The 19,761-nt window shown below is 34.6% G+C and carries 19 protein-coding genes; 15 read left to right on the top strand and 4 right to left on the bottom strand.

All coding sequences use genetic code 11. The features are described from left to right. The first annotated feature begins 118 nt into the window (after positions 1–118). From REB14_RS00825 to REB14_RS00810, 4 genes are all read left to right on the top strand, one after another. Positions 119–1,609 carry an MFS transporter gene (locus tag REB14_RS00825; protein WP_309521243.1) on the top strand — a complete coding sequence of 497 codons (1,491 nt, stop codon included), beginning with the start codon at positions 119–121 and terminating at the stop codon, positions 1,607–1,609. A gap of 203 nt (positions 1,610–1,812) precedes the next feature. Then, positions 1,813–2,739, top strand: coding sequence for a mevalonate kinase family protein (locus REB14_RS00820; RefSeq protein WP_309521242.1), 927 nt, complete (start codon positions 1,813–1,815; stop codon positions 2,737–2,739). Between the two features lie 10 nt (positions 2,740–2,749). Next, the gene (locus REB14_RS00815; RefSeq protein ID WP_079241850.1) at positions 2,750–3,679 is read left to right on the top strand and encodes a UbiA family prenyltransferase; all 930 of its coding nucleotides are present in this window, start codon (positions 2,750–2,752) and stop codon (positions 3,677–3,679) included. Between the two features lie 63 nt (positions 3,680–3,742). Further along, positions 3,743–4,909: a proline dehydrogenase family protein gene (locus REB14_RS00810; RefSeq protein ID WP_079241849.1), complete on the top strand. Its 1,167-nt coding sequence runs from the start codon at positions 3,743–3,745 to the stop codon at positions 4,907–4,909. Between the two features lie 459 nt (positions 4,910–5,368). Here the strand turns inward: REB14_RS00810 and REB14_RS00805 are convergent, their stop codons facing one another. Next, positions 5,369–5,905 (bottom strand): helix-turn-helix transcriptional regulator, encoded by a 537-nt coding sequence (locus REB14_RS00805; protein ID WP_309521241.1) that lies wholly within the window; start codon positions 5,903–5,905, stop codon positions 5,369–5,371. Between the two features lie 967 nt (positions 5,906–6,872). Here REB14_RS00805 and REB14_RS00800 point away from each other — a divergent pair. Then, a complete protein-coding gene (locus REB14_RS00800; protein WP_309521240.1) occupies positions 6,873–7,982 on the top strand; it encodes a M14 family zinc carboxypeptidase in 1,110 nt (369 codons plus the stop codon). Between the two features lie 318 nt (positions 7,983–8,300). On the opposite strand, the gene REB14_RS00795 is transcribed toward REB14_RS00800, so the two are convergent. Next, positions 8,301–8,798, bottom strand: a complete 498-nt coding sequence (locus REB14_RS00795) for a DUF4920 domain-containing protein (RefSeq protein WP_309521239.1) — start codon at positions 8,796–8,798, stop codon at positions 8,301–8,303. Between the two features lie 142 nt (positions 8,799–8,940). On the opposite strand from REB14_RS00795, the gene REB14_RS00790 reads away from it, so the two are divergent. The 6 genes from REB14_RS00790 to REB14_RS00765 all read left to right on the top strand — a co-directional run bounded on the left by REB14_RS00790 (position 8,941) and on the right by REB14_RS00765 (position 16,896). Beyond that, positions 8,941–10,353: an APC family permease gene (locus REB14_RS00790; RefSeq protein WP_309521238.1), complete on the top strand. Its 1,413-nt coding sequence runs from the start codon at positions 8,941–8,943 to the stop codon at positions 10,351–10,353. Between the two features lie 156 nt (positions 10,354–10,509). Beyond that, positions 10,510–10,950, top strand: a complete 441-nt coding sequence (locus tag REB14_RS00785) for a GPW/gp25 family protein (RefSeq protein ID WP_002979175.1) — start codon at positions 10,510–10,512, stop codon at positions 10,948–10,950. A 24-nt stretch (positions 10,951–10,974) separates the two neighbouring features. Beyond that, on the top strand, positions 10,975–12,858 hold the full coding sequence (locus REB14_RS00780; protein ID WP_309521237.1) for a type VI secretion system baseplate subunit TssF: 1,884 nt from the start codon (positions 10,975–10,977) through the stop codon (positions 12,856–12,858). A gap of 305 nt (positions 12,859–13,163) precedes the next feature. After that, the gene (uvrA, locus tag REB14_RS00775; RefSeq protein WP_034697674.1) at positions 13,164–15,995 is read left to right on the top strand and encodes an excinuclease ABC subunit UvrA; all 2,832 of its coding nucleotides are present in this window, start codon (positions 13,164–13,166) and stop codon (positions 15,993–15,995) included. Positions 15,996–16,242: 247 nt separating this feature from the next. Next, a complete protein-coding gene (locus REB14_RS00770) occupies positions 16,243–16,647 on the top strand; it encodes a hypothetical protein (RefSeq protein ID WP_079241842.1) in 405 nt (134 codons plus the stop codon). A 114-nt stretch (positions 16,648–16,761) separates the two neighbouring features. After that, positions 16,762–16,896: a bacteriocin-like protein gene (locus tag REB14_RS00765; protein ID WP_079241841.1), complete on the top strand. Its 135-nt coding sequence runs from the start codon at positions 16,762–16,764 to the stop codon at positions 16,894–16,896. Positions 16,897–16,930: 34 nt separating this feature from the next. On the opposite strand, the gene REB14_RS00760 is transcribed toward REB14_RS00765, so the two are convergent. Further along, a complete protein-coding gene (locus REB14_RS00760; protein WP_309521236.1) occupies positions 16,931–17,473 on the bottom strand; it encodes a hypothetical protein in 543 nt (180 codons plus the stop codon). Positions 17,474–17,595: 122 nt separating this feature from the next. Here REB14_RS00760 and REB14_RS00755 point away from each other — a divergent pair, with 122 nt between their 5' ends. The 4 genes from REB14_RS00755 to REB14_RS00740 all read left to right on the top strand — a co-directional run bounded on the left by REB14_RS00755 (position 17,596) and on the right by REB14_RS00740 (position 19,269). Then, on the top strand, positions 17,596–18,108 hold the full coding sequence (locus REB14_RS00755; RefSeq protein WP_079241839.1) for a DUF421 domain-containing protein: 513 nt from the start codon (positions 17,596–17,598) through the stop codon (positions 18,106–18,108). Between the two features lie 5 nt (positions 18,109–18,113). Beyond that, the gene (locus tag REB14_RS00750; protein ID WP_079241838.1) at positions 18,114–18,605 is read left to right on the top strand and encodes a GNAT family N-acetyltransferase; all 492 of its coding nucleotides are present in this window, start codon (positions 18,114–18,116) and stop codon (positions 18,603–18,605) included. A 185-nt stretch (positions 18,606–18,790) separates the two neighbouring features. Next, positions 18,791–18,931, top strand: a complete 141-nt coding sequence (locus tag REB14_RS00745) for a quinol oxidase subunit 4 (RefSeq protein WP_407849198.1) — start codon at positions 18,791–18,793, stop codon at positions 18,929–18,931. Positions 18,932–19,056: 125 nt separating this feature from the next. Beyond that, positions 19,057–19,269 (top strand): hypothetical protein, encoded by a 213-nt coding sequence (locus REB14_RS00740; RefSeq protein WP_309521235.1) that lies wholly within the window; start codon positions 19,057–19,059, stop codon positions 19,267–19,269. A gap of 43 nt (positions 19,270–19,312) precedes the next feature. Here REB14_RS00740 and REB14_RS00735 read toward each other — a convergent pair whose 3' ends face one another. After that, the gene (locus REB14_RS00735) at positions 19,313–19,627 is read right to left on the bottom strand and encodes a DUF4286 family protein (RefSeq protein ID WP_034697690.1); all 315 of its coding nucleotides are present in this window, start codon (positions 19,625–19,627) and stop codon (positions 19,313–19,315) included. Between the last annotated feature and the right edge of the window lie 134 nt (positions 19,628–19,761).

The following is a 19,761-nucleotide window of genomic DNA, read 5'->3' as shown; positions in this document are numbered from 1 at the left end:
AGATTAAAACTTTGCTGAATGATTTCAATACCCTACAATTATTATTTTCAAAATAACATTAAAAACCGTAGAATATTCCGTAGTTTTTCTATTTTTGTGCTACTAATATATATTTGAAATGTCTGAAACTGAGAATCGACAGCCTAAAAACATAAAGAATAATCCGAAAATTATGAAAGCCTGGGCGGTATATGACTGGGCAAATTCTGTTTATTCCCTGGTGATTACCTCTACCATTTTCCCCATTTATTACTCTATCCTGACCACCGCTTACGAGAAAAAAGAATATGTAGCGGAAACAAAAACCTGGATTGATGTTCCGGTAAGGCATATGATTAAAATTTTTGGCGAAGAATATCAGCCGGATGCGGTGTATGGATATTCCCTTACCATATCATTCTTTGTTGTGGTATTACTGTCTCCATTTTTATCTTCATTAGCGGATACTATTGGAAACAAAAAATCTTTCCTGCAGTTTTTCTGTTATCTTGGTGCCACATCTTGTATGGGATTGGCCATGTTTACAGGAATGCATAATGTATTTTTAGGACTTTTATTCAGTATTACAGCCAGTGTCGGTTTCTGGGGAAGTTTAGTGTTTTACAACTCTTTCCTCCCGGATATTGCCACACCAGACAGGCAGGATGCACTTTCTGCAAGAGGATATGTTTACGGATATATTGGTTCTGTAGTTTTAGTGGTGATTTGTTTGGTGCTGATTCAGGTTTTTGCCAAAGGAGCAGCCCAGCAGCTCCTGTTTACAAGAATCAGTTTCCTTTTAACAGGAGCATGGTGGTTCGGGTTTTCTCAATATACATTCAAACATCTTCCTCAATTTGGGGATGTGAAAGATAAACTTCCTAAAGATTTAGTACTACTGAACTATAAGAATATCTTCAAAAAACATGAAGAGCAGGGTGGCTTCTTTGAAGTATTTAAAGATAATCTGAGCTTCTATAAAGATATAGCCAAAGAAAGTTTCCACGAACTGTTTAAAGTAGGAGGAGAACTTTTCAAAGATCGAAATCTGAAATTCTTCCTGTCCAGTTTCTTCTTTTACAGTGTAGGAATGCAGACGATTTTCCTGATGGCTACATTATTTGGAAAAAGTGAAATTAATCTTGCTCAGGATAAACTGATCGGAACTCTTTTGGTGATTCAGATTGAAGCAATCATTGGGGCGGTTATTTTCTCCCGATTATCAAAGAGAATCGGAAACAGAAATGTTATTTCAATTGCGATCATCCTTTGGATTATAGCTTGTCTTTGGGCTTATTTCCTGAATAAAGAAAATCCAACCGTAGAATATCAGTTTTATGGAGTGGCAGCAGTAGTAGGTTTGGTAATGGGTGGTCTTCAGGCGATGTCCAGATCCACATACTCAAAACTGCTTCCGGAGAACTCAATGGAAAATACTACTTATTTCAGTTTCTATGATGTTTTGGAGAAAATTGCCATTATTATCGGAACATTCATCTTTGCAACATTGATTGAACATTTCAATAATATGCGTATTGCAGCCTTATCAATGACCATATTTTTTGGAGCAGGATTAATTTTAATACGCTTCCTGAACGTTAAAATGAGAAAAGACAGAGAAACATTATAAAATTGAAAAGACGTTATTTTTAACGTCTTTTTTTATCAAGGTAATTCATTGAATTTTATCTATAAAATTATATTTATTTACAATATTTTTTTCGTATTTTTAATAGAAGAATTGAATAAAGTAAAATAGAAGACAATTCGGCCTGAGTTTTGCTTATATTCAGCGGAATAATTTTTAACTTTGCAAAAAGATTTATTGTCAATATGACCAACCCTTTATTTTATGCAAAAATAATCCTGTTTGGAGAATATGGAATGATTGAAGATTCCCAGGGGCTTGTAGTACCTTACAGCTTCTATAAAGGAACTTTAAAATTTTCAGATTTGAGTTCTGAATTTGAACTTAATTCCAACAGACATCTGCAGAAGTATTCTGAATTTCTTACAGCACTTGATCTTTCTGACGACTTTAAGTTGGATATCGAGAGCTTCAAAAATGATATTTCAAACGGACTTTTCTTTGATTCCAATATTCCTCAGGGATATGGAGTGGGAAGTTCCGGGGCTTTGGTAGCTGCTATTTTTGAAAAATATTCAGTCAGCAAACTGAACCCTGAAAACATTTCAAAAGATAATCTTAAAAAATTAAAAGCTGTTTTTGGTGAAATGGAAAGTTATTTCCATGGAAAAAGTTCGGGAATGGATCCACTGATCTGTTATATGAATCTGCCAATTCTTATCGAAAATAAAGAAAATTTAGGCAGGGTAGATATTCCGGAAGGTGAAGAAGGAAAAGGAGCTATTTTCCTGATTGATTCCGGAATGACAGGTGAAACAGGACCTATGATCCAGATTTTCTTCGAAAAAATGAAAACAGAAGGTTTCCGTAAAACCCTGAAGGAAGAGTTCATCCGTTACAACAACGCATGTATCGAATCTTTCCTTAAAAAAGACATGAACCCATTCTTCAGAAATCTTAAAAAGCTTTCTCATTGGGCTTATGAACATTTCCGTCCTATGATTCCTGAAAGTATTTTTAATATCTGGAAAAAAGGACTGGATTCTAACGCTTATTATCTGAAACTGTGTGGTAGCGGTGGAGGCGGCTATATCTTAGGATTTACCAAAGATTATGCAAAAGCAGAAAAAATGCTTGATGGCTTCCAAAAAGAAGTGATTTACAGATTTTAAATAGATTGGAATGAATTCTGAAAAAGAACCTTTCCAATCTAAAAACTATCTCTCAAAATCTCTATTTTACAGATTTTCACAATTCGTGGGCTTTTTGCTTGGAGCACGTTTTTTTGTAGCTGCTCTTTTGACGTTTGCTCTTTATGTTTCTACTTTTTTCCTGTTCAATCAGGATGAATCTTTCAGAAAATTTGTCTTTGATTTTAAAGTTCACGGTATTATTTTTTGTACCGTCCTTACGATTCTGGCCGGTGGTATTATCAACCAATTCTACGATCTGGAAAAAGATCATGTAGTAAAACCTTTCAGAACACGAGTTCAGAGCTTCATCAAACAGAAATATTTTCTCTATGCCTATCTGGCACTCAGTGCTATTTCTTTAGGCGTCGCCTGGATGATTTCTCACAATGTATTTGTTTTTTTTGTGGTCTATCAATTCTTTATGTGGTTTTATAGCCATAAATTGAGCAGAATACTGATCCTGAACAATCTTACTTTTGTTAGTCTCACTTTGTATCCGTTCTTTGGAATGATGGTGTATTACGAAACCTTTTCCAAAAAGGTTTTCCTGATGGCTGTCTTTCTGTTTCTTATCCTGCTATGTATTGATATTGTGAAAGATACACTTACCAGAAGTGTGGATAAAACATTCGGATATACCACAATTCCCAATTACTTTAAAAGCAGAAATACAAAAATTATTCTGACTTCTTTACTGATATTTACCATGGTAGTTTCCATGAAGATTATTACAAAAACCGGTATCACCGGATTCATGGCCTATTATTTTGCCGGAGGGCTTTTTGTCATGATCGTATGCATTTATCTCCTGTTAAACGCTTCCCGAAGAAGTAACATCTTCACATTAAATATATTACGATTCTGGGTTTTCGTTGGAATCATAGCAATGCTTTTAAATGGAATAGAGCATAAATTGTAAAAAAAATCTTTAAATAAACTGAGGTTATTATTACCTTTGCATAACTAAATTTAATAAATAGGAATGCCCATTTTTAATGATACTAAAATTGCATTTGCAGACAAGTCTGATGCACAATTGAGAAAGGCTTACTGGATGTTTAAAATGATTGAACAGCCCGCTCTTACAAGCCTTGGAACATCTGTTCTGAATTTCACAGTACACAATAATTTTCCTTTCGTAACCGGAATTGTAAAAAATACTTTATTTGCGCAGTTTTGTGGTGGTGAAACCCGTGAAGAAAGTATGAAAGTTGTAAAGCAGCTATTCAAAAGAGGAGTCGGAAGTATTTTTGATTATTCCATTGAAGGGAAAGAAGATGAAGAAACCTTTGATGCGGTTTGCAAAGAAATTAAGGACATTGTAAGATTCTCAGTAGGAAATCCGGCGATTCCTTTTATTGTATTTAAACCTACCGCTTTCGGAAGAATTGATCTTTATGAAGCTGTTGGAAAAGGAGCGGAGCTTACTACCAGCCAGAAAGAAGAATGGGAAAGAGTCGTAAAAAGATTTGATGAAGTATGCAGTCTTTGCCATGAACATGATAAAAAAGTAATGGTAGATGCTGAAGAAACCTGGATGCAGGACGCAGCAGACCATCTTTGCGAAGAGATGATGGAGAAATATAACCAGCAGAAACCTATTGTTTGGAATACCATCCAGATGTACAGAACCGGAAGACTGGAGTATATGGAAGCCAACCTTCAAAGAGCAAGAGAAAAGAATTACTTCATTGGTTACAAGATCGTTCGTGGTGCTTATATGGAAAAAGAAAGAGCCAGAGCTGCAGAAAAAGGGTATGCAGATCCTATTCAGCCAACCAAAGAGGCTTCAGATAAAAATTATAATGCAGGAATTGACTTCGTAATGGATCATTTGGATAAAGTTTCAGCGTTCTTCGGAACCCATAACGAAATCTCTTCTGAGCTGATCATGGATAAAATGAAAGCAAAATCTCTGGAAAGCAGTAATCCACACGTTTATTTTGGACAGCTTTACGGAATGAGTGATAATATTACTTTCTATTTGTCAGATAAAGGCTATAATGTGGCTAAATATCTTCCATATGGACCTGTAAAGGATGTTGTGCCTTATTTGACGAGAAGAGCCCAGGAAAATACCTCTGTGGCCGGACAAACCGGAAGAGAGCTTGGACTGATCAAAAAAGAACTTGAAAGAAGAAAGAAATAATAATATTGTTCTCAATATATCTATTACTAGACCTGCAGTTGTGTGGGTCTTTTTTATTGGAACTAAGCGACTGGGGAAATATGATAATTAATAATAATCGAAACAATTGTCTGTTGTTGTGATTATATAGTAAAATAATTTTATTTTTATTGCTGATTTAATTTTAAATAATTATATTTGATAGAACCATAAAAACTAATGAAAAAAAATATTTTCAATTACTGTTATAATTCTGTCTTAGAATAGAATCCTAACCATATAATAACCCAGTACTATATTATCCTTTTAAATAGCCCAAATTGTAAAAACTATAATTAAATTATAGGAACAGATGATCATAAAAAAAAAACTCTATCAACTGGTATCCTGTAAAAATTTTAAAAATAAAATAAAGCAATAGCTTTAGTTTTCTTCTTCAAATATTTTTTAACCTGATCATTTTTTTTTGATCAGGTTTTTTTAAGGCTCAAAACTTTCGAATTTTCCGTTTTCGTAGAACAGAACAATACGTTTTATTTTACTTTGTTGATTACCAAATAGTTGACCAAAAATATGATCGCCAGAATTTTCTAATCGCTGAGAATCCGATATTTTTTCCTGAGCTTTATCATGGGTTGGTATAACCGATTCTCCAGGACTTGATATTGAAGGTTGTGTTTCCGTTTCATCACTTCCGAATTCATCATCATCATTCATCATCGTAAAAAGGTCGGGTAGTGGAGTTGTCTTTATTTTTTCCTCTTCGGGATGTTCTTCGTTAGTTTCTGATTCAGGTAGCTGGGATTTCAACATTTCACCTTCACCGGTAACCAGCCAGTCCCAAAGAAGTTCCGGAAAACGGGATTTTATTTTTATGATAAACTCAAGAGACGGTTTGTTTCTTCCTGATGTGATATGTGAAATGGATGAACGTTGTACGTCAATCTCATCAGCAAACTCGGAAGGAGTAAGATGAGAATACTCTATAATTTTGGAAATTCTTTCATTTAAACTCATAAAAATAAGTCATTAATTATTTTACAAATGTAATATATATAATTTACAAATGCAAAATACAAATGTAAACAATTGAAAATATTCTTTGTATACATTTGTAACTTTATTTTAATTATTTTAAAATCAATTATTTACAGTTAAATTACAATTGTATTTACTTATAATACTTATCCATCATTAAAGTTCTGCACAAGTAGTTTATATCTATTAAAGGACTTATATTTTTCCAAAATATTGGTTTAAAAATGTAAATTCAGCCCATTTATGAGCTATTTTGTCCATTAGATATCTTTAAAAATAGAATATACATTATTAAACTACTTAAATCATTTTCAGAAATAAGATTATCGATAAATACCTCATAAAACGCATATAAAAGCACTTTTAATAGAATTACATAGGTAAATTACTGATGTAAACACACCATTTTAAGCCCATATTTGGCTAAATTGAGGTGAAAATTGTGTTTCTGTTAAACAACTCTTTTTATCGAAGATTAAGGATCCTAAAAAAAGTGCAATTTGAGTAATTTTCAGAGATCCATTTGATTTTTACTCGTTTTACATATGTATATTTCATTAAACATCCATGTTTTCTACAATTTTTATGTTTAATAAAATAACTCTCAATTAGTAAAAAAAGCCTTTTTATGCACTTAAAGTACTATTACAAATACAATTGAGATAAATTTTATAAATATATGATTTACAGTTGTTTAAATATATACAATTAAATTATTCGCAATCCACAATTTTATCCACAGACAATTTGTCCTTCAGTAATGTTTAACAATGTTACAAGTGTTAACTTGTCTGCATAACTCTGAAATTGCCTAATTTAAACTTTGTAAACAATCTCAAAATCAGATGTCAAATGTAAATTTGTTAATTTTAGTCATATTTACAAATGTTAATTTAAGTTTTTGGCTAAAAATGGCTAAATTTGATTCTTGTAAACTATTCCTAAAATGAATTTTGAACAGATCTATTCTCAAAACCCCGATTTCTCAAATCGCTATATTTCCCCTGAAAAATTATTTTCTTATCTACAGACCAATCTCAGCGATTATATTCAAGAGATCGGAACATCCTATTTAGATAAACCTATTTATCAGTTAAGCATCGGAACCGGAAACATTCAGGTATTGGCCTGGTCACAAATGCACGGAAATGAATCCAATGCTACTCATGCTATGCTTGACCTTTTGGTAAGTCTTGATAAAGTACCCGAAATGAAAGAGGATTTATTCAGTAAAATAAAGCTTGATTTTATATTCATGCTGAATCCGGACGGATCTGAAAGATGGACCAGACTGAATGCATCCGATATTGACCTGAACAGAGATTTTCATAACGAAGCCAGTAAAGAGATTAAATTTCTGAAGAAAGCAGCCGCTTCAAAAAAATATGATTATGCACTCAACCTTCATGAGCAGAGAACCATATTTACTACAGATGGAATTCATCCTGCTACGCTTTCCTTTTTGGCACCTTCAGAAAATGTAGAACGTACCGTTACTGAAAACAGAAAAAAATGTATGGCAGTAATTGGAAGCGTATACAATCATTTAAAAGAAATGATTCCCAACCAGATCGGAAGATATTCTGATGAATTTTATCCGACTTCTACCGGAGATAATTTTATCAAAGCGGGAATGCCAACCATCTTATTCGAAGGTGGGCACTTTGTAGAAGATTATACCAGAACAGGAACAAGAAAATATTATACAATTGCTCTTTATTATGCATTGAAAGCAATCAGTGAACTGAACTCTGATATTGCAGGCTGGGAAACTTACCTTGAAATTCCTGAGAATCAGGAAACGCATTATGATATTATTTACAGAAATGTAAAGCTAAATACAGAGCATGAATGTATCCTGGATATTGCAGTTCAGTACAGGGAGACGAAAGAAGAAGGGAAAAATGAAATCTCTTTTATTCCTTTTGTAATGGAAGCAGGTGATGTAAAACAAAAGAAGGGCTGGCTGGAAATTGACTGTACGGGAAAGAAATTTATTTCTGCAACTAAATATCCGAAACTGGATGCTGTGGTAGAATTTAAAATTGAAGATTAAAAAACTTAAAACCATTAAGATGTAATAAGAGTATTAAGAGAAGCTTCGCTTTAAGCTTAACTATCCTTTGTATCTTAAAGTCTTCCTTAATGTTTTTATTATATTTCCAACACAACTCTAAAAATGAAGCCGATAATTTAAATTATCGGCTTTTTTATTGTTTTCTATATTTTCTTATTCTGGTTCATACCCAATTGAAAATATAAACTAATTTAATATCAATAGGAATGGGCTTTAGCCCATTTAATTTAAATAAACATTCATCCGGCTTTAGCCAAAACCTAATCTTATAAATAAATTTTATTCAATAATTAAAGTTTACTTAACCACTTTAATTCCATTCGCTACAAATCTGATCTCTTCTTTAGGCTGAGTGATAGCATCAATTTCAGACTGAGGCTGTTTAGCATCTTCTGCATAATGCTTTTGCTCATTTACAGAAATTACTTTTCTTTCTGCATTGCCATCCAATACTACATTTTTTCCTTTTAACGCTGTAGGTACGAAGAAAGCATAGTCTTTCATTTTTACAAAAAACTTAGAATTATCTTCTGTCTGGATCGTAAGCCAGCAACCTTTTTTGTCACATACGTCAGTTACTTTTCCTTTAATAGATACATTCTCAACTTTTTTGTTGTCTTTTTTAAGCTGCTTATTCAATTTATCTACGGTAATCGCTTTGGATTCAGCAGATGAAGTTACCTGACTTCCATAAGTATCACCTACCAAAGCTTTCCCTTCTGGCGGTCCGGATTGAGCAAATGCTAATGAAGAACCTGTTAAAGCGGCAGCAAATAATAAAACTTTAAATTTCATGTTTAATATTTTTCTCAAAAATACTAATTAAAATTGAATCATAAAGGAATAAAAAATAACAAAAAACAGGTGTTTTGATGAATTTTCAACAAAATTGAAAATCAAAGGCAGATTTGATTATATTTGACCCCTATACTTGACTATGCAAAAAAAACTGAAACTATGGGATGCCATCATGCTTGTGATGGGATCTATGATCGGAAGCGGGATCTTTATTGTAAGTGCTGATATGATGCGAAACCTGGGATCAGGATACTGGCTCATTGTGGTGTGGGTCATCACAGGAATAATGACAGTAGCCGCAGCCATAAGCTATGGAGAACTGTCCGCACTGTTTCCGAAAGCCGGAGGGCAATATACTTACCTGAAAGAGATCTTCGGTAAAAGAATGGGTTTCCTTTACGGATGGGGATTGTTTACCGTAATACAAACCGGAACAATTGCTGCTGTAGCAATGGCTTTTGGTAAATTTACAGCATATCTGATTCCTTCATTAAACGATGCTGCCCCTATTTTTCAGAGCGGTGAATTTAAAATTACCTGGATACAGATTCTGGCAATTGCTGTAATTCTGTTGCTTACGTACATCAATACCAGAGGAGTAGAGAGTGGAAAAATCCTTCAGAATATCTTTACCGGTTCCAAAATTATCGCATTATTAGGTTTGATTGCTGCCGGTTTTATATTGGTAGACGTTTCTCATTTAGCAGAAAATTTCAGCTGGGGAACAGATTCTTTCAATAATCTTAAAAAAGATTTAACTGGTAATTTCCTTAAAGAAGGTTGGAAACCCATCGGAGGAATGACTCTTTTAGGAGGAATTGCTGCTGCAATGGTAGGTTCTGTTTTCAGTTCCGTTGCCTGGGAAAGTGTAACATTCGTTTCCGGAGAAATTGAAAATCCTAAAAAGAATGTAGTAAAGTCTATGATTTACGGTACTTCTGCTGTAATGATTCTTTATATCGCGGTGAATTATGTCTACTTAAATGCACTGGACAGAGAGGGGATTGCATTTGCAGCCAATGACAGGGTAGCAGTAGCAGCATCCCAGAATATTTTCGGAAGTGCGGGAACTATCATCATTGCTTTATTGGTCATGATCTCTACATTTGGATGTAATAACGGATTGATTCTGGCAGGAGCAAGAGTTTTCCAGACGATGGCAAAAGACGGAATGTTCTTTAAGTCAGCAGAAAAAAATAATAAAAATGAAGTTCCTGAAAATGCTTTATGGATGCAGGGAGTTTGGGCCTCAATTCTATGTCTGAGCGGACAGTATGGAAATTTATTGGATATGATCTCTTTCGTGATCGTTCTGTTCTATATGATTACGGTTTTTGGAGTTATTTATTTAAGAATGAAACAGCCGGAACTGGAAAGACCTTATAAAACATGGTTTTATCCGGTAACACCTGTTATTTACCTTGTCATCGGAACTTGTTTCTGCATCCTGTTGCTTATTTACAAACAGCAGTATACATGGCCTGGTTTTGTTTTGGTATTACTGGGACTTCCCGTGTACTATTTTATCAACCGAAAAAAAGCAAATTCTTAAATAACATAAAAATATAACAGATTAAAGGGCTTTCAATTCAGTTTGAAGGCCCTTATTTTTGAATAATATTTAAAGTATTGTAATCATTATTTGTCGAAAATGTGTAATTTGGTATTTCGTTTTTAAAACAGGACCATGAAGTAAAAACAATAAGCTATGGATACACCAAATTACAGAATGCCTTTCGTACCGTCTACTTTAATGACCGAAGGCGGAAGTATCGATACCTGCGATATGGGAGAAAGTATTGCCCACAATATTATGCTGCTGATCACCACCAAAAAAGGGGAGAACAGATATGATGAAAACTATGGAAATGATGTTTGGAACCTTGAATTCGATAATGGAGTTACAAGTGCCATCTGGGAAAGCGTTTTTATCAAAAGCTTAAGGAGACAGATTCAGGAATATGAACCAAGAATCGTAAACCCGCAGATTGATGCTCATATACAATTTGTAGAGCACAGTTATGATACTAAAGAACACACCGAAATTAAAAAGAAAGTAAGAATTGCCATCAATGCAAAAATGGAAGAAACAGGAGAACGCTTTAGTTTTTCAACAGAATTGTTTCTAAGTCCAATGTCTATTGATTAATATTTTTAACAGCGAAAGAAAATTATGAATTTAGATCAGAATATTTATTCCAAAGAATCTGTAAAAGCACGAATGCTGCAGAATGCAACAAAGGTATGGGGATTGAGAAGTCCGCAGTCTTTGGATCCTTTTGTTAAACTGTTGATAGATGCATTCAGTACAGAAGTTTTTAAAGCGAATAATGAAATACAGACGGTCAATGCCCGTATACTGGAAAAACTGGCAAAATTACTTACACCGTCCATCTATACACATCCTATTCCGGCTCATTCCGTAGCTTTTACACAACCTTATGAGTCTTCTGAAATTTTATTGGAGCACACGGAATTCTTTTTCCGTAAACAGATGACTTCCACTGTAAAATCAGAATCAGATAAGCAGCTGAACATTCCTTTTACTCCGGTAGGAAATGTAAGAATCAATAAAGTTCATACTTCTATCATGTTTGTAGGAAATACCTGCTACAGCATCGATGATAGATTCAATAAAATTCCTATTGCAAGATTTCAGGGAAAACCAGAAGATTACAGGAAAATTACAATCGGAGTAGATGTAAGCAAATATGTAAGTGAAAATTTTCCGAAATATCTGAGCATATTCTGCTCCAATCCTGCTTTTGAGCATCTTGATTTCGTATACAAATTATTGCCTTATATCTCTGTATCAAGTAATGGTAATCCTCTGTTTGTAAGAGAAGGATTAAGCTATCTTGCAGAAAGTCAGAATGATGGTTATGAACAGATGTTCAAAGAACAATCCATCAGAAATAAAGTAATTGAGGATATTAAAAGTATCTATCGCCATAAATTTATTGAAGTAACAGGAATTTCTCAAAGTCTTTTTTCAGAACCGGGACAGCTTCCTCAGAATCTTGATTTTCTTGCAGGAAAAGAAGAAATTACTAAATTCCTGGACAATAAAAGTTATTTGTGGCTTACTTTTGAGTTTCCGCCACAATTTTCCGCAGAAATCCTGGATAACTTCTCTTTTGTTCTGAATGCCTTTCCAGTCTACAATAGAGGCTGGAAAAAAACAGAGTACAGCCTTGATATCATGGGAAATAATATTCCTTTAGTAACAGACGAAGGAGAACATTTCCTTTATGTAGATGAAGTACAGGATGGTGACGGAAGAAAATATACTGAAATTCCTTTTACTCCTGCTGATGATCTTAAAAAAGGATTGTATACCGTAAGAAAAGGAGGAATGGAACGATTCACCAGCAGAAATGCAGTCGATATGATAGCCAATGTTCTGGAACTGACCAGAGACGAAATTGCTGCATTTTCCCTTTTGAACAGAGATAATGTAAAAGGAGTTCTCAGCGAAATGTCTGATAAAATGAAAACTATGGTGCAGAAAGTAAACAATGCCAAAAGGAATATCAGACAGGAACTGAATTATGTCATCATGGAACCTGTAGAAAAAACAGATCATACTTACGCTTCTTTCTGGGTAACACATTGTACGCTGGCTAATCATATGCGACCAGGAACAGAACTTTCCAATCAGCTGAAATCTCAGACTGTGGTATTGCTTACAGAAACATTAGGAGGATCTGAAGAGCAGAAAGGAACTGATAGTATTCAGGCTTACAAATATGCATTGACGACCAGAGATAAGATCATTTCTTTGGAAGACGTTAAAAATTATTGCCGCATGATTCTGAAAGATGAGGTAAGAGAAGTAAGAGTAAGAAGAGGAACCATGATCAGCAATAAACCAAAAGAAGGATTTGTAAGAACTGTTGAGGTAGAAATTGTTCCTCAAAACTATTCTTTTTATGGAAGAGCCTATTGGGAGAATATGGCCAATATCATCAGAAACCAGATTATTGCCAAAGCCATTGACGGAATTGAATATATTGTAAGAATTACCAATGAAGATGTTGATTTCCAGGATATGTAATTCTTTAAAAAATAAATCAGTTTAAAATATAAAATGCCGTATCAATTGCGGCATTTTTGAATGATATCAATAGGAACGGGCTTTAGCATGTTTTTTAATAAATGAGTTTTCCATTGGCTTCAGCCCAAACATAATGATCCAAAAATACCGAAATGATTTGAGAAAAATGCAATAATATCGGGTTCAGTGTCTTAACAAAACCTAAGAATTTTTTATGAAACTTTTATCCCTTTTATATTCCAAAAAAGTCTATAAAATTTCGTATTTTTGCACGTTGTGATTTTCAGGCAAAGTCACTCCAAATTATGAGCAAATCAACAGAATATATAGAAGTTTACGGAGCACGTGAACACAATCTTAAAAATATTAATGTAAAAATTCCACGTAATGAATTGGTCGTGATTACCGGCCTTTCCGGAAGTGGAAAATCGTCATTGGCTTTTGATACCATTTTTGCGGAAGGCCAGCGTCGTTATATTGAAACATTCTCTGCCTATGCACGTCAGTTTCTAGGCGGACTGGAGCGTCCTGATGTAGATAAAATTGAAGGACTTTCACCGGTTATTGCTATCGAGCAGAAAACAACCAATAAAAATCCACGTTCTACTGTAGGAACAGTTACTGAGCTGTACGACTTTCTGCGTCTTTTGTATGCAAGAGTTTCGGATGCTTACTCTTTGTCTACAGGGCAAAAGTTGGTGAGCTATACCGAAGATCAGATCCTTGAAACCATCAAAGAAAATTATAAAAAAGAAAAAATCATGCTTTTGGCGCCAGTGGTGCGTTCCAGAAAAGGACATTATCATGAACTTTTTGTCCAGATGGCTAAAAAAGGCTACGGACAGGCAAGAATTGATGGTGAATTACAGGATATTGAATATGATTTAAAACTTGACCGTTATAAAACCCACGACATCGATATTGTGATCGACCGTTGGATTATCGGAGAGAATGCTTCGGAAGGAAGAATGGAAAAATCATTGCGTACAGCGATGGAAATGGGAGAAGGTATTATTGGAATTCAGAAACTGGGAAGTACAGACATCGAATACTTTTCTAAAAACCTGATGGATGCTGAAACAGGACATTCTTTGGCGTTGCCTGAACCCAACACATTCTCATTCAATTCACCCAAAGGAAGCTGCCCGAACTGTAAAGGATTGGGAACAATCAAAAAGATCAATACGGATTATTTCATAGACAATCCAAAATTATCCATCAATCAGGGAGGATTATTGCCGTTGGAAGATATCAAATCGAATAAATGGATTCTGTCACAAATTAAAAATATCCTTGAAATCTTTGGATTGGGGTTAACAACTCCTTTGCAGGATATTCCGGAAGAAGCATTGGATTATATCTACAACGGTTGTCACAAAGAATTTAATAAAGACCTGAAATACGCAGGAATTACCAAGAAAATAAAGATTGGTTTCGATGGTCTTATTGCTTTCATGGAAGAAATTATCGATGAGAGAGAATCTTATGAAGCCATTTTGTTGGAAAGACATTTCACCACAGAAGAAACATGCCCGGAGTGTCATGGTACCCGTCTTCAGCCTTCAAGTTTAAGTTTTAAAATTGACGGAAAAAATATTGCTGAGGTCAATGGATTAAGCTTAGCAGATTTAAAAGACTGGTTAGCTGACGTTAAAGATAAATTTTCAGAAAAAAATAAAATCATTGCTCATGAAATCTTAAAAGAGATTGAAACCAGACTTCAGTTTTTGCTGGATGTAGGGTTGGATTATTTAAGTCTGAGCAGAAGTTCGAAAACCCTTTCGGGAGGAGAATCACAAAGGATTCGTCTGGCGACTCAAATCGGGTCTCAATTGGTGAATGTGTTGTACATCCTTGATGAACCAAGTATCGGACTTCACCAGAGAGATAATGAAAGGCTGATCCATTCTCTGAAAAACCTTAGAGATATCGGAAACTCTGTATTGGTGGTAGAGCATGATAAAGACATGATTCTGGAAGCCGATGAGGTACTGGATATTGGTCCAAGAGCCGGAAAGTTCGGTGGAGAGATCCTTTGGCAGGGAAAACCGAAAGATTTATTGAAGGCAGATACCATCACTGCTCAATACATCAATGGAAAAAGAAAAATTGCAATTCCGGAAGAAAGAAGAGCGGGAAGTGGTAAAAATATTGTTTTAAAAGGAGCTACAGGGAACAACCTTAAAAACGTAACCCTGGATATTCCTCTTGGAAAACTGGTTGTAGTAACCGGAATTTCAGGAAGTGGAAAATCTTCTTTGATTAACGGAACATTGTATCCGATCCTTAACAAACATTTCTACAGAGCGGTTCAGGAGCCGTTACCGTACAAAAAAATTGAAGGGTTAGATAATATTGATAAAATTGTAGATGTAGATCAAACACCAATCGGAAGGACACCACGTTCGAATCCTGCTACTTATACCGGAATGTTTACCGATATCAGAAACCTTTTTGCAGAGCTGCCGGAAAGTAAAATCCGTGGTTATAAACCAGGCCGATTCTCTTTCAACGTAAAAGGCGGAAGATGCGAAACCTGTCAGGGAGGAGGATTGAAAGTGATTGAAATGAATTTCCTTCCGGATGTATACGTTCATTGTGAAACCTGCAACGGAAAACGTTTCAACAGGGAAACCCTGGAAGTACGTTACAAAGGCAAATCAATTTCTGACGTTCTGGATATGACGATTGATGAAGCAGTAGATTTCTTCCAGCCGATTCCTAAGATTTTTGCAAAAGTGAAAACTCTGCAGGATGTTGGATTAGGATATATTACCCTGGGACAGCAATCAACAACCCTTTCTGGAGGCGAAGCACAGCGTATCAAGTTAGCAACCGAATTGGCAAAAAGACAAACCGGAAATACCCTTTACATCCTTGATGAACCTACTACAGGATTACACTTTGAAGATGTAAAAATCCTGATGGATGCCATTAACCAATTGGTAGAACTTGGAAACTCGTTCATCATCATCGAACATAATATGGACGTCATCAAATTAGCAGACCATATTATTGATGTTGGACCGGAAGGAGGAAAATATGGAGGACAGATTGTAGCACAGGGAACCCCTGAGGAAATTGTGAAGTCTAAGAAGAGTTTGACCGGGAAGTTTTTGAAGAGGGAATTGGAGTAGATATCAGAATAAAAAATAGAGATAATTATTGGCTAAACTTAAATAGTTTAGCCTTTTTTATGCTTAAAATAACTCTCCAATATTAAATTTTCAATTATTTTAAAAATTTATTTCGCTGATAATCAGTTAATTAAATTCTAATGTTAACTCAATGTTAACCGAATGTAAAATTAATATGAATTATTTTTAATAACTTTGGGTAAGAGATACAAAAATAGGTTAGTATAATATTTAAAATCAGTTAGTTATGAAAAATAGAATTCAAATATTGATGGCTTCACTTTTCGTTTGCGGATTTGCTGCTGTTTTGAACACTGCTAAAGCTCAAACTACAGATCATAATACCATTCAGGAAATTCAACTGAGTAGAAGTGAAACGTTTAACGATATCAGAAATAAATTAGAAGCCAATTTTGACCTTACCAATCCTGATTACAAACAGGGAACCGTAAATTCGGTGGTGAAGTTTGATATTGCAAAAAATGGTAAAATTGTAAATGTACACTCCACAGGAGACTGTAAAACCGTAAGCAAAGAAATTGAAATGGTATTAAGCGACCTTGATTATAAAGTAGACCGTAAAAAACTGACTGAAAATATGGTTGCCTATACTTACGTAATGCCTGTGACAGTAGAGATCCACAGCAGATAGTATTCATTGCATATTATTCAATAATGTGTGAATAATGAAAACTTATCAGATTAAGTTGTAATAAACAATAAACCGTAAAGTTTTAGTTTTGGGCTACCATAAAATTAAAACTATATGAAAAATTTAAAGAAGCTGACAAAATCAGATTTGAAGTCAGTGTACGGAGGAGCACCTGTAAAATACTGTACATTTTGCGAATGGGCAAATAAAGTAATTTGCAGCGACGTTCCAATTGTTCAGTGCCCCTAAAAAAATAAAGCCGCTTTTATAAGCGGCTTTTCTATTATTTTGTACTTTCAACAAATTCTGTTAATCTTGCTTTAAGATCTTTAGAATTCCCTATTTTATCAAAAGTAACATTATCTATTCTCCAACCTTTTTCTGTATGGGTCAGGTGTACTGTATCCATCCAGATTTCTTTAGGTGAACCCATATCATATTCAAAGGATACCAATGCTTCAGCAGTTTTATCCTGTATCTTGACAGATTTAATTGTATAACTGGTAAATCCTTCATACAAACTGGAGAAAATAGCTCCTTCAAAAATTAATGGCTTTTCATCAGGATGATCACTCTTTTTTACCCTTTCAATATCTGCTTTTGAGGCATTTATAGCATTGTCTAAAACTTTTTTTAAATCCTGAGAAAACAAAGTATCCGGAATAGGCTGGTTGTAAATTGCTTCATTAGATTTACCGTATTGAGTATAAAGCTCATTTACTTTTTCAGTGATGGCCGACTCTGGAGATATGACAGGCTGTGGTTTGTCTTTTTTGCAAGACACAAAGAACAGGAATATTCCTAAACAGAGGAGTAGTTTTTTCATTTGATATTATTTTTTTGTGGTGTTTATCAGAATCCCAAGCTCAAAATGTATACCAAAATCTGTCCATAAAATATTTTTTACGAATCGCAAAAATCGATACATTTGAGTAGATAAAAAAAAATGTGGATCCTATTCTTAACGTTGCCATCCGTTCCCTCTGCGTTTACCTTTTTATGGTGATCGCTATCCGTTTGTTTGGTAAAAATCAGCTTTCTCAGCTCAATGCAGGGGATGTTGTGCTGCTTCTATTAATTTCAAATGCCGTTCAGAATGCAATGGTTGGCCCGGACACTTCTCTTCAGGGAGGAATTATTGCGGCATTGGTTTTGTTTGTTGCTAATTTTATTTTGAAAAGGATCATGTTTTCAAGTCGTTCCTTTCAGGCTTTTATGGAAGATGAACCGGTAATTCTTATCAGAGACGGAGTAGCAGATCAGGCCGCTCTGAATCGGGTTAAAATTACAGAAAGCGAATTGGAAGAAGCCATAAGAGAACATGGAATTGAAAACATACACAATGTAAAGCTTTCTGTGTTGGAAGTGGATGGGAATATCAGTGTTGTTTCTCAGGACGAAAAAAGTAAACAGACCCACTATTCAAGAATTAAAAGAAAACTTAAAAGAAAATACCATTAAATACAATGAATTACGAATTAAGAGAAATGCTTCCCAGTGATGAAGCCCGCGTGCTTGAGATTTTCAAGCAGGGTGTAGATGGCGGTATCGCAACTTTAGAAACAGAAGTTCCCACAGCTGAAGCCTGGAGCATGGAATATTTCAATGACTGCCGCTGGGTGCTGGAAAATGAAAATAATGAAGTAGTAGGATGGTGTGCCCTGAAACCGGTCAGCAAAAGAGAATGTTTTAAAGGAGTCGCAGAAGTAAGCATTTATTTTGATAACGAATACCAAGGTAAGGGATTGGGTTCGGTATTGCTTAAAAAGATAATTTTGGATAGCGAGGATCACGGATTCTGGACATTACAGACCAATATCTTCTCCGAAAATGAAATGGCCATCAAATCTCATCAGAAAAACGGTTTCAGAATGGTAGGAGTCCGTAAAAAAATCGGAAAGCTTAATGGTGAGTGGAAAGACCTTGTTCTGATGGAAAAAAGAAGCGAAGTCATTTAAAAAATTATAAATGATGAATTTGTTTGATAAGCATACTAGTCTCATAACAAAATTCACAATTGACTTGCGAAACAAAATTGACCAACCTTAAACTTTGAACTTTTGGCATTACCCTTGTTATATTAATAAGTGAAAAAATAGAAATAATGAAAAATTTGATTAAAGTTACAGGAGTCCTTATTGTGATGTTTATGCTGTCATCATGCGTAGTTCATGACAATGGAGCCAGAGGAAATACAATCCCTCCAGGACAGGCTAAGAAAGTGTTTGGAGGAAGTGCAAAAGATTATGCTCCGGGACAGGTGAAAAAGAGAAGTGGTTATTAATAAACATATAAAATAAAAACATGAGCCGTTAGTTTTAACATACATTAGCTTAATTTCAATTTCTTTTGGCATTAACATTGATATATTTCGCTATCGAAATTGAAAAAGTGAAAATAATGAAAAGTATGTTGAAAATTGCTGGGGTAGCAGTAGTTGTTTTAATGATGTCCTCTTGCGTGGTACATGAGCATCATGGGAGAAGAATGCCACCCGGGCATGCCAAAAGGTATTATGGCGGAAGTGCAAGGTACTATGCACCCGGCCAGGTAAAGAAAGTGTATATTTATGATGATCGTGGTCACCATCACAAAGGTCGCGGTCATGGACATCACAGATAAAAAAGAAAAGCACTGAATTTTTCAGTGCTTTTTTTATGACTAATTATAATCTCGATTTTTTCGGATTAAGGAAAGTGTTAAATACCATCACTTCCTGCCCAAACTTTTTCTCAATTCTTTCAGAAATATTTAAAAGCTCACTTTTAATGAAATCTTCACGTAATTCTTCATTATCAAAAATTAACAGGAGATTATAATTTTTTCCTTCCTCGATAAAGTCACTGTGCACCTCAGAAAGAATATACTTGTTGACATCCATCAGGTTTTCAGTCATTAAAACCAGTGTTTCATCAATATAATTTTCCCATTCTTCTAGGTTATCTTTCGTGCAGTGGAAAGTTATACTTAATACGCTCATATTTTTATGAATTTTTAAGATTTTTTTGGATAAATTCTACAGCAAAAATCGGCATTTTTTTCGTAAATTAGCCCGTTAATAAAAATTGGAAATAAATAATTTTCAGACTTACAGCTAAGAGTTTGAATATCATT

This window comes from Chryseobacterium metallicongregator (genome assembly GCF_031324065.1).
GTDB lineage: Bacteria > Bacteroidota > Bacteroidia > Flavobacteriales > Weeksellaceae > Chryseobacterium > Chryseobacterium metallicongregator.
This window is presented reverse-complemented; position numbering and strand designations above follow the sequence as displayed.

Coding starts and splice junctions, on each gene's coding strand:
- REB14_RS00760 (WP_309521236.1), bottom strand. CDS start 17,473: ATGAAAAAACTACTCCTCTGTTTAGGAATATTCCTGTTCTTTGTGTCT.
- REB14_RS00745 (WP_407849198.1), top strand. CDS start 18,791: ATGTTTATGCTGTCATCATGCGTAGTTCATGACAATGGAGCCAGAGGA.
- REB14_RS00805 (WP_309521241.1), bottom strand. CDS start 5,905: ATGAGTTTAAATGAAAGAATTTCCAAAATTATAGAGTATTCTCATCTT.
- REB14_RS00750 (WP_079241838.1), top strand. CDS start 18,114: ATGAATTACGAATTAAGAGAAATGCTTCCCAGTGATGAAGCCCGCGTG.
- REB14_RS00810 (WP_079241849.1), top strand. CDS start 3,743: ATGCCCATTTTTAATGATACTAAAATTGCATTTGCAGACAAGTCTGAT.
- REB14_RS00765 (WP_079241841.1), top strand. CDS start 16,762: ATGAAAAATTTAAAGAAGCTGACAAAATCAGATTTGAAGTCAGTGTAC.
- REB14_RS00770 (WP_079241842.1), top strand. CDS start 16,243: ATGAAAAATAGAATTCAAATATTGATGGCTTCACTTTTCGTTTGCGGA.
- REB14_RS00820 (WP_309521242.1), top strand. CDS start 1,813: ATGACCAACCCTTTATTTTATGCAAAAATAATCCTGTTTGGAGAATAT.
- REB14_RS00785 (WP_002979175.1), top strand. CDS start 10,510: ATGGATACACCAAATTACAGAATGCCTTTCGTACCGTCTACTTTAATG.
- REB14_RS00815 (WP_079241850.1), top strand. CDS start 2,750: ATGAATTCTGAAAAAGAACCTTTCCAATCTAAAAACTATCTCTCAAAA.
- REB14_RS00825 (WP_309521243.1), top strand. CDS start 119: ATGTCTGAAACTGAGAATCGACAGCCTAAAAACATAAAGAATAATCCG.
- REB14_RS00740 (WP_309521235.1), top strand. CDS start 19,057: ATGTTGAAAATTGCTGGGGTAGCAGTAGTTGTTTTAATGATGTCCTCT.
- REB14_RS00790 (WP_309521238.1), top strand. CDS start 8,941: ATGCAAAAAAAACTGAAACTATGGGATGCCATCATGCTTGTGATGGGA.
- REB14_RS00780 (WP_309521237.1), top strand. CDS start 10,975: ATGAATTTAGATCAGAATATTTATTCCAAAGAATCTGTAAAAGCACGA.
- REB14_RS00800 (WP_309521240.1), top strand. CDS start 6,873: ATGAATTTTGAACAGATCTATTCTCAAAACCCCGATTTCTCAAATCGC.
- REB14_RS00735 (WP_034697690.1), bottom strand. CDS start 19,627: ATGAGCGTATTAAGTATAACTTTCCACTGCACGAAAGATAACCTAGAA.
- uvrA (WP_034697674.1), top strand. CDS start 13,164: ATGAGCAAATCAACAGAATATATAGAAGTTTACGGAGCACGTGAACAC.
- REB14_RS00795 (WP_309521239.1), bottom strand. CDS start 8,798: ATGAAATTTAAAGTTTTATTATTTGCTGCCGCTTTAACAGGTTCTTCA.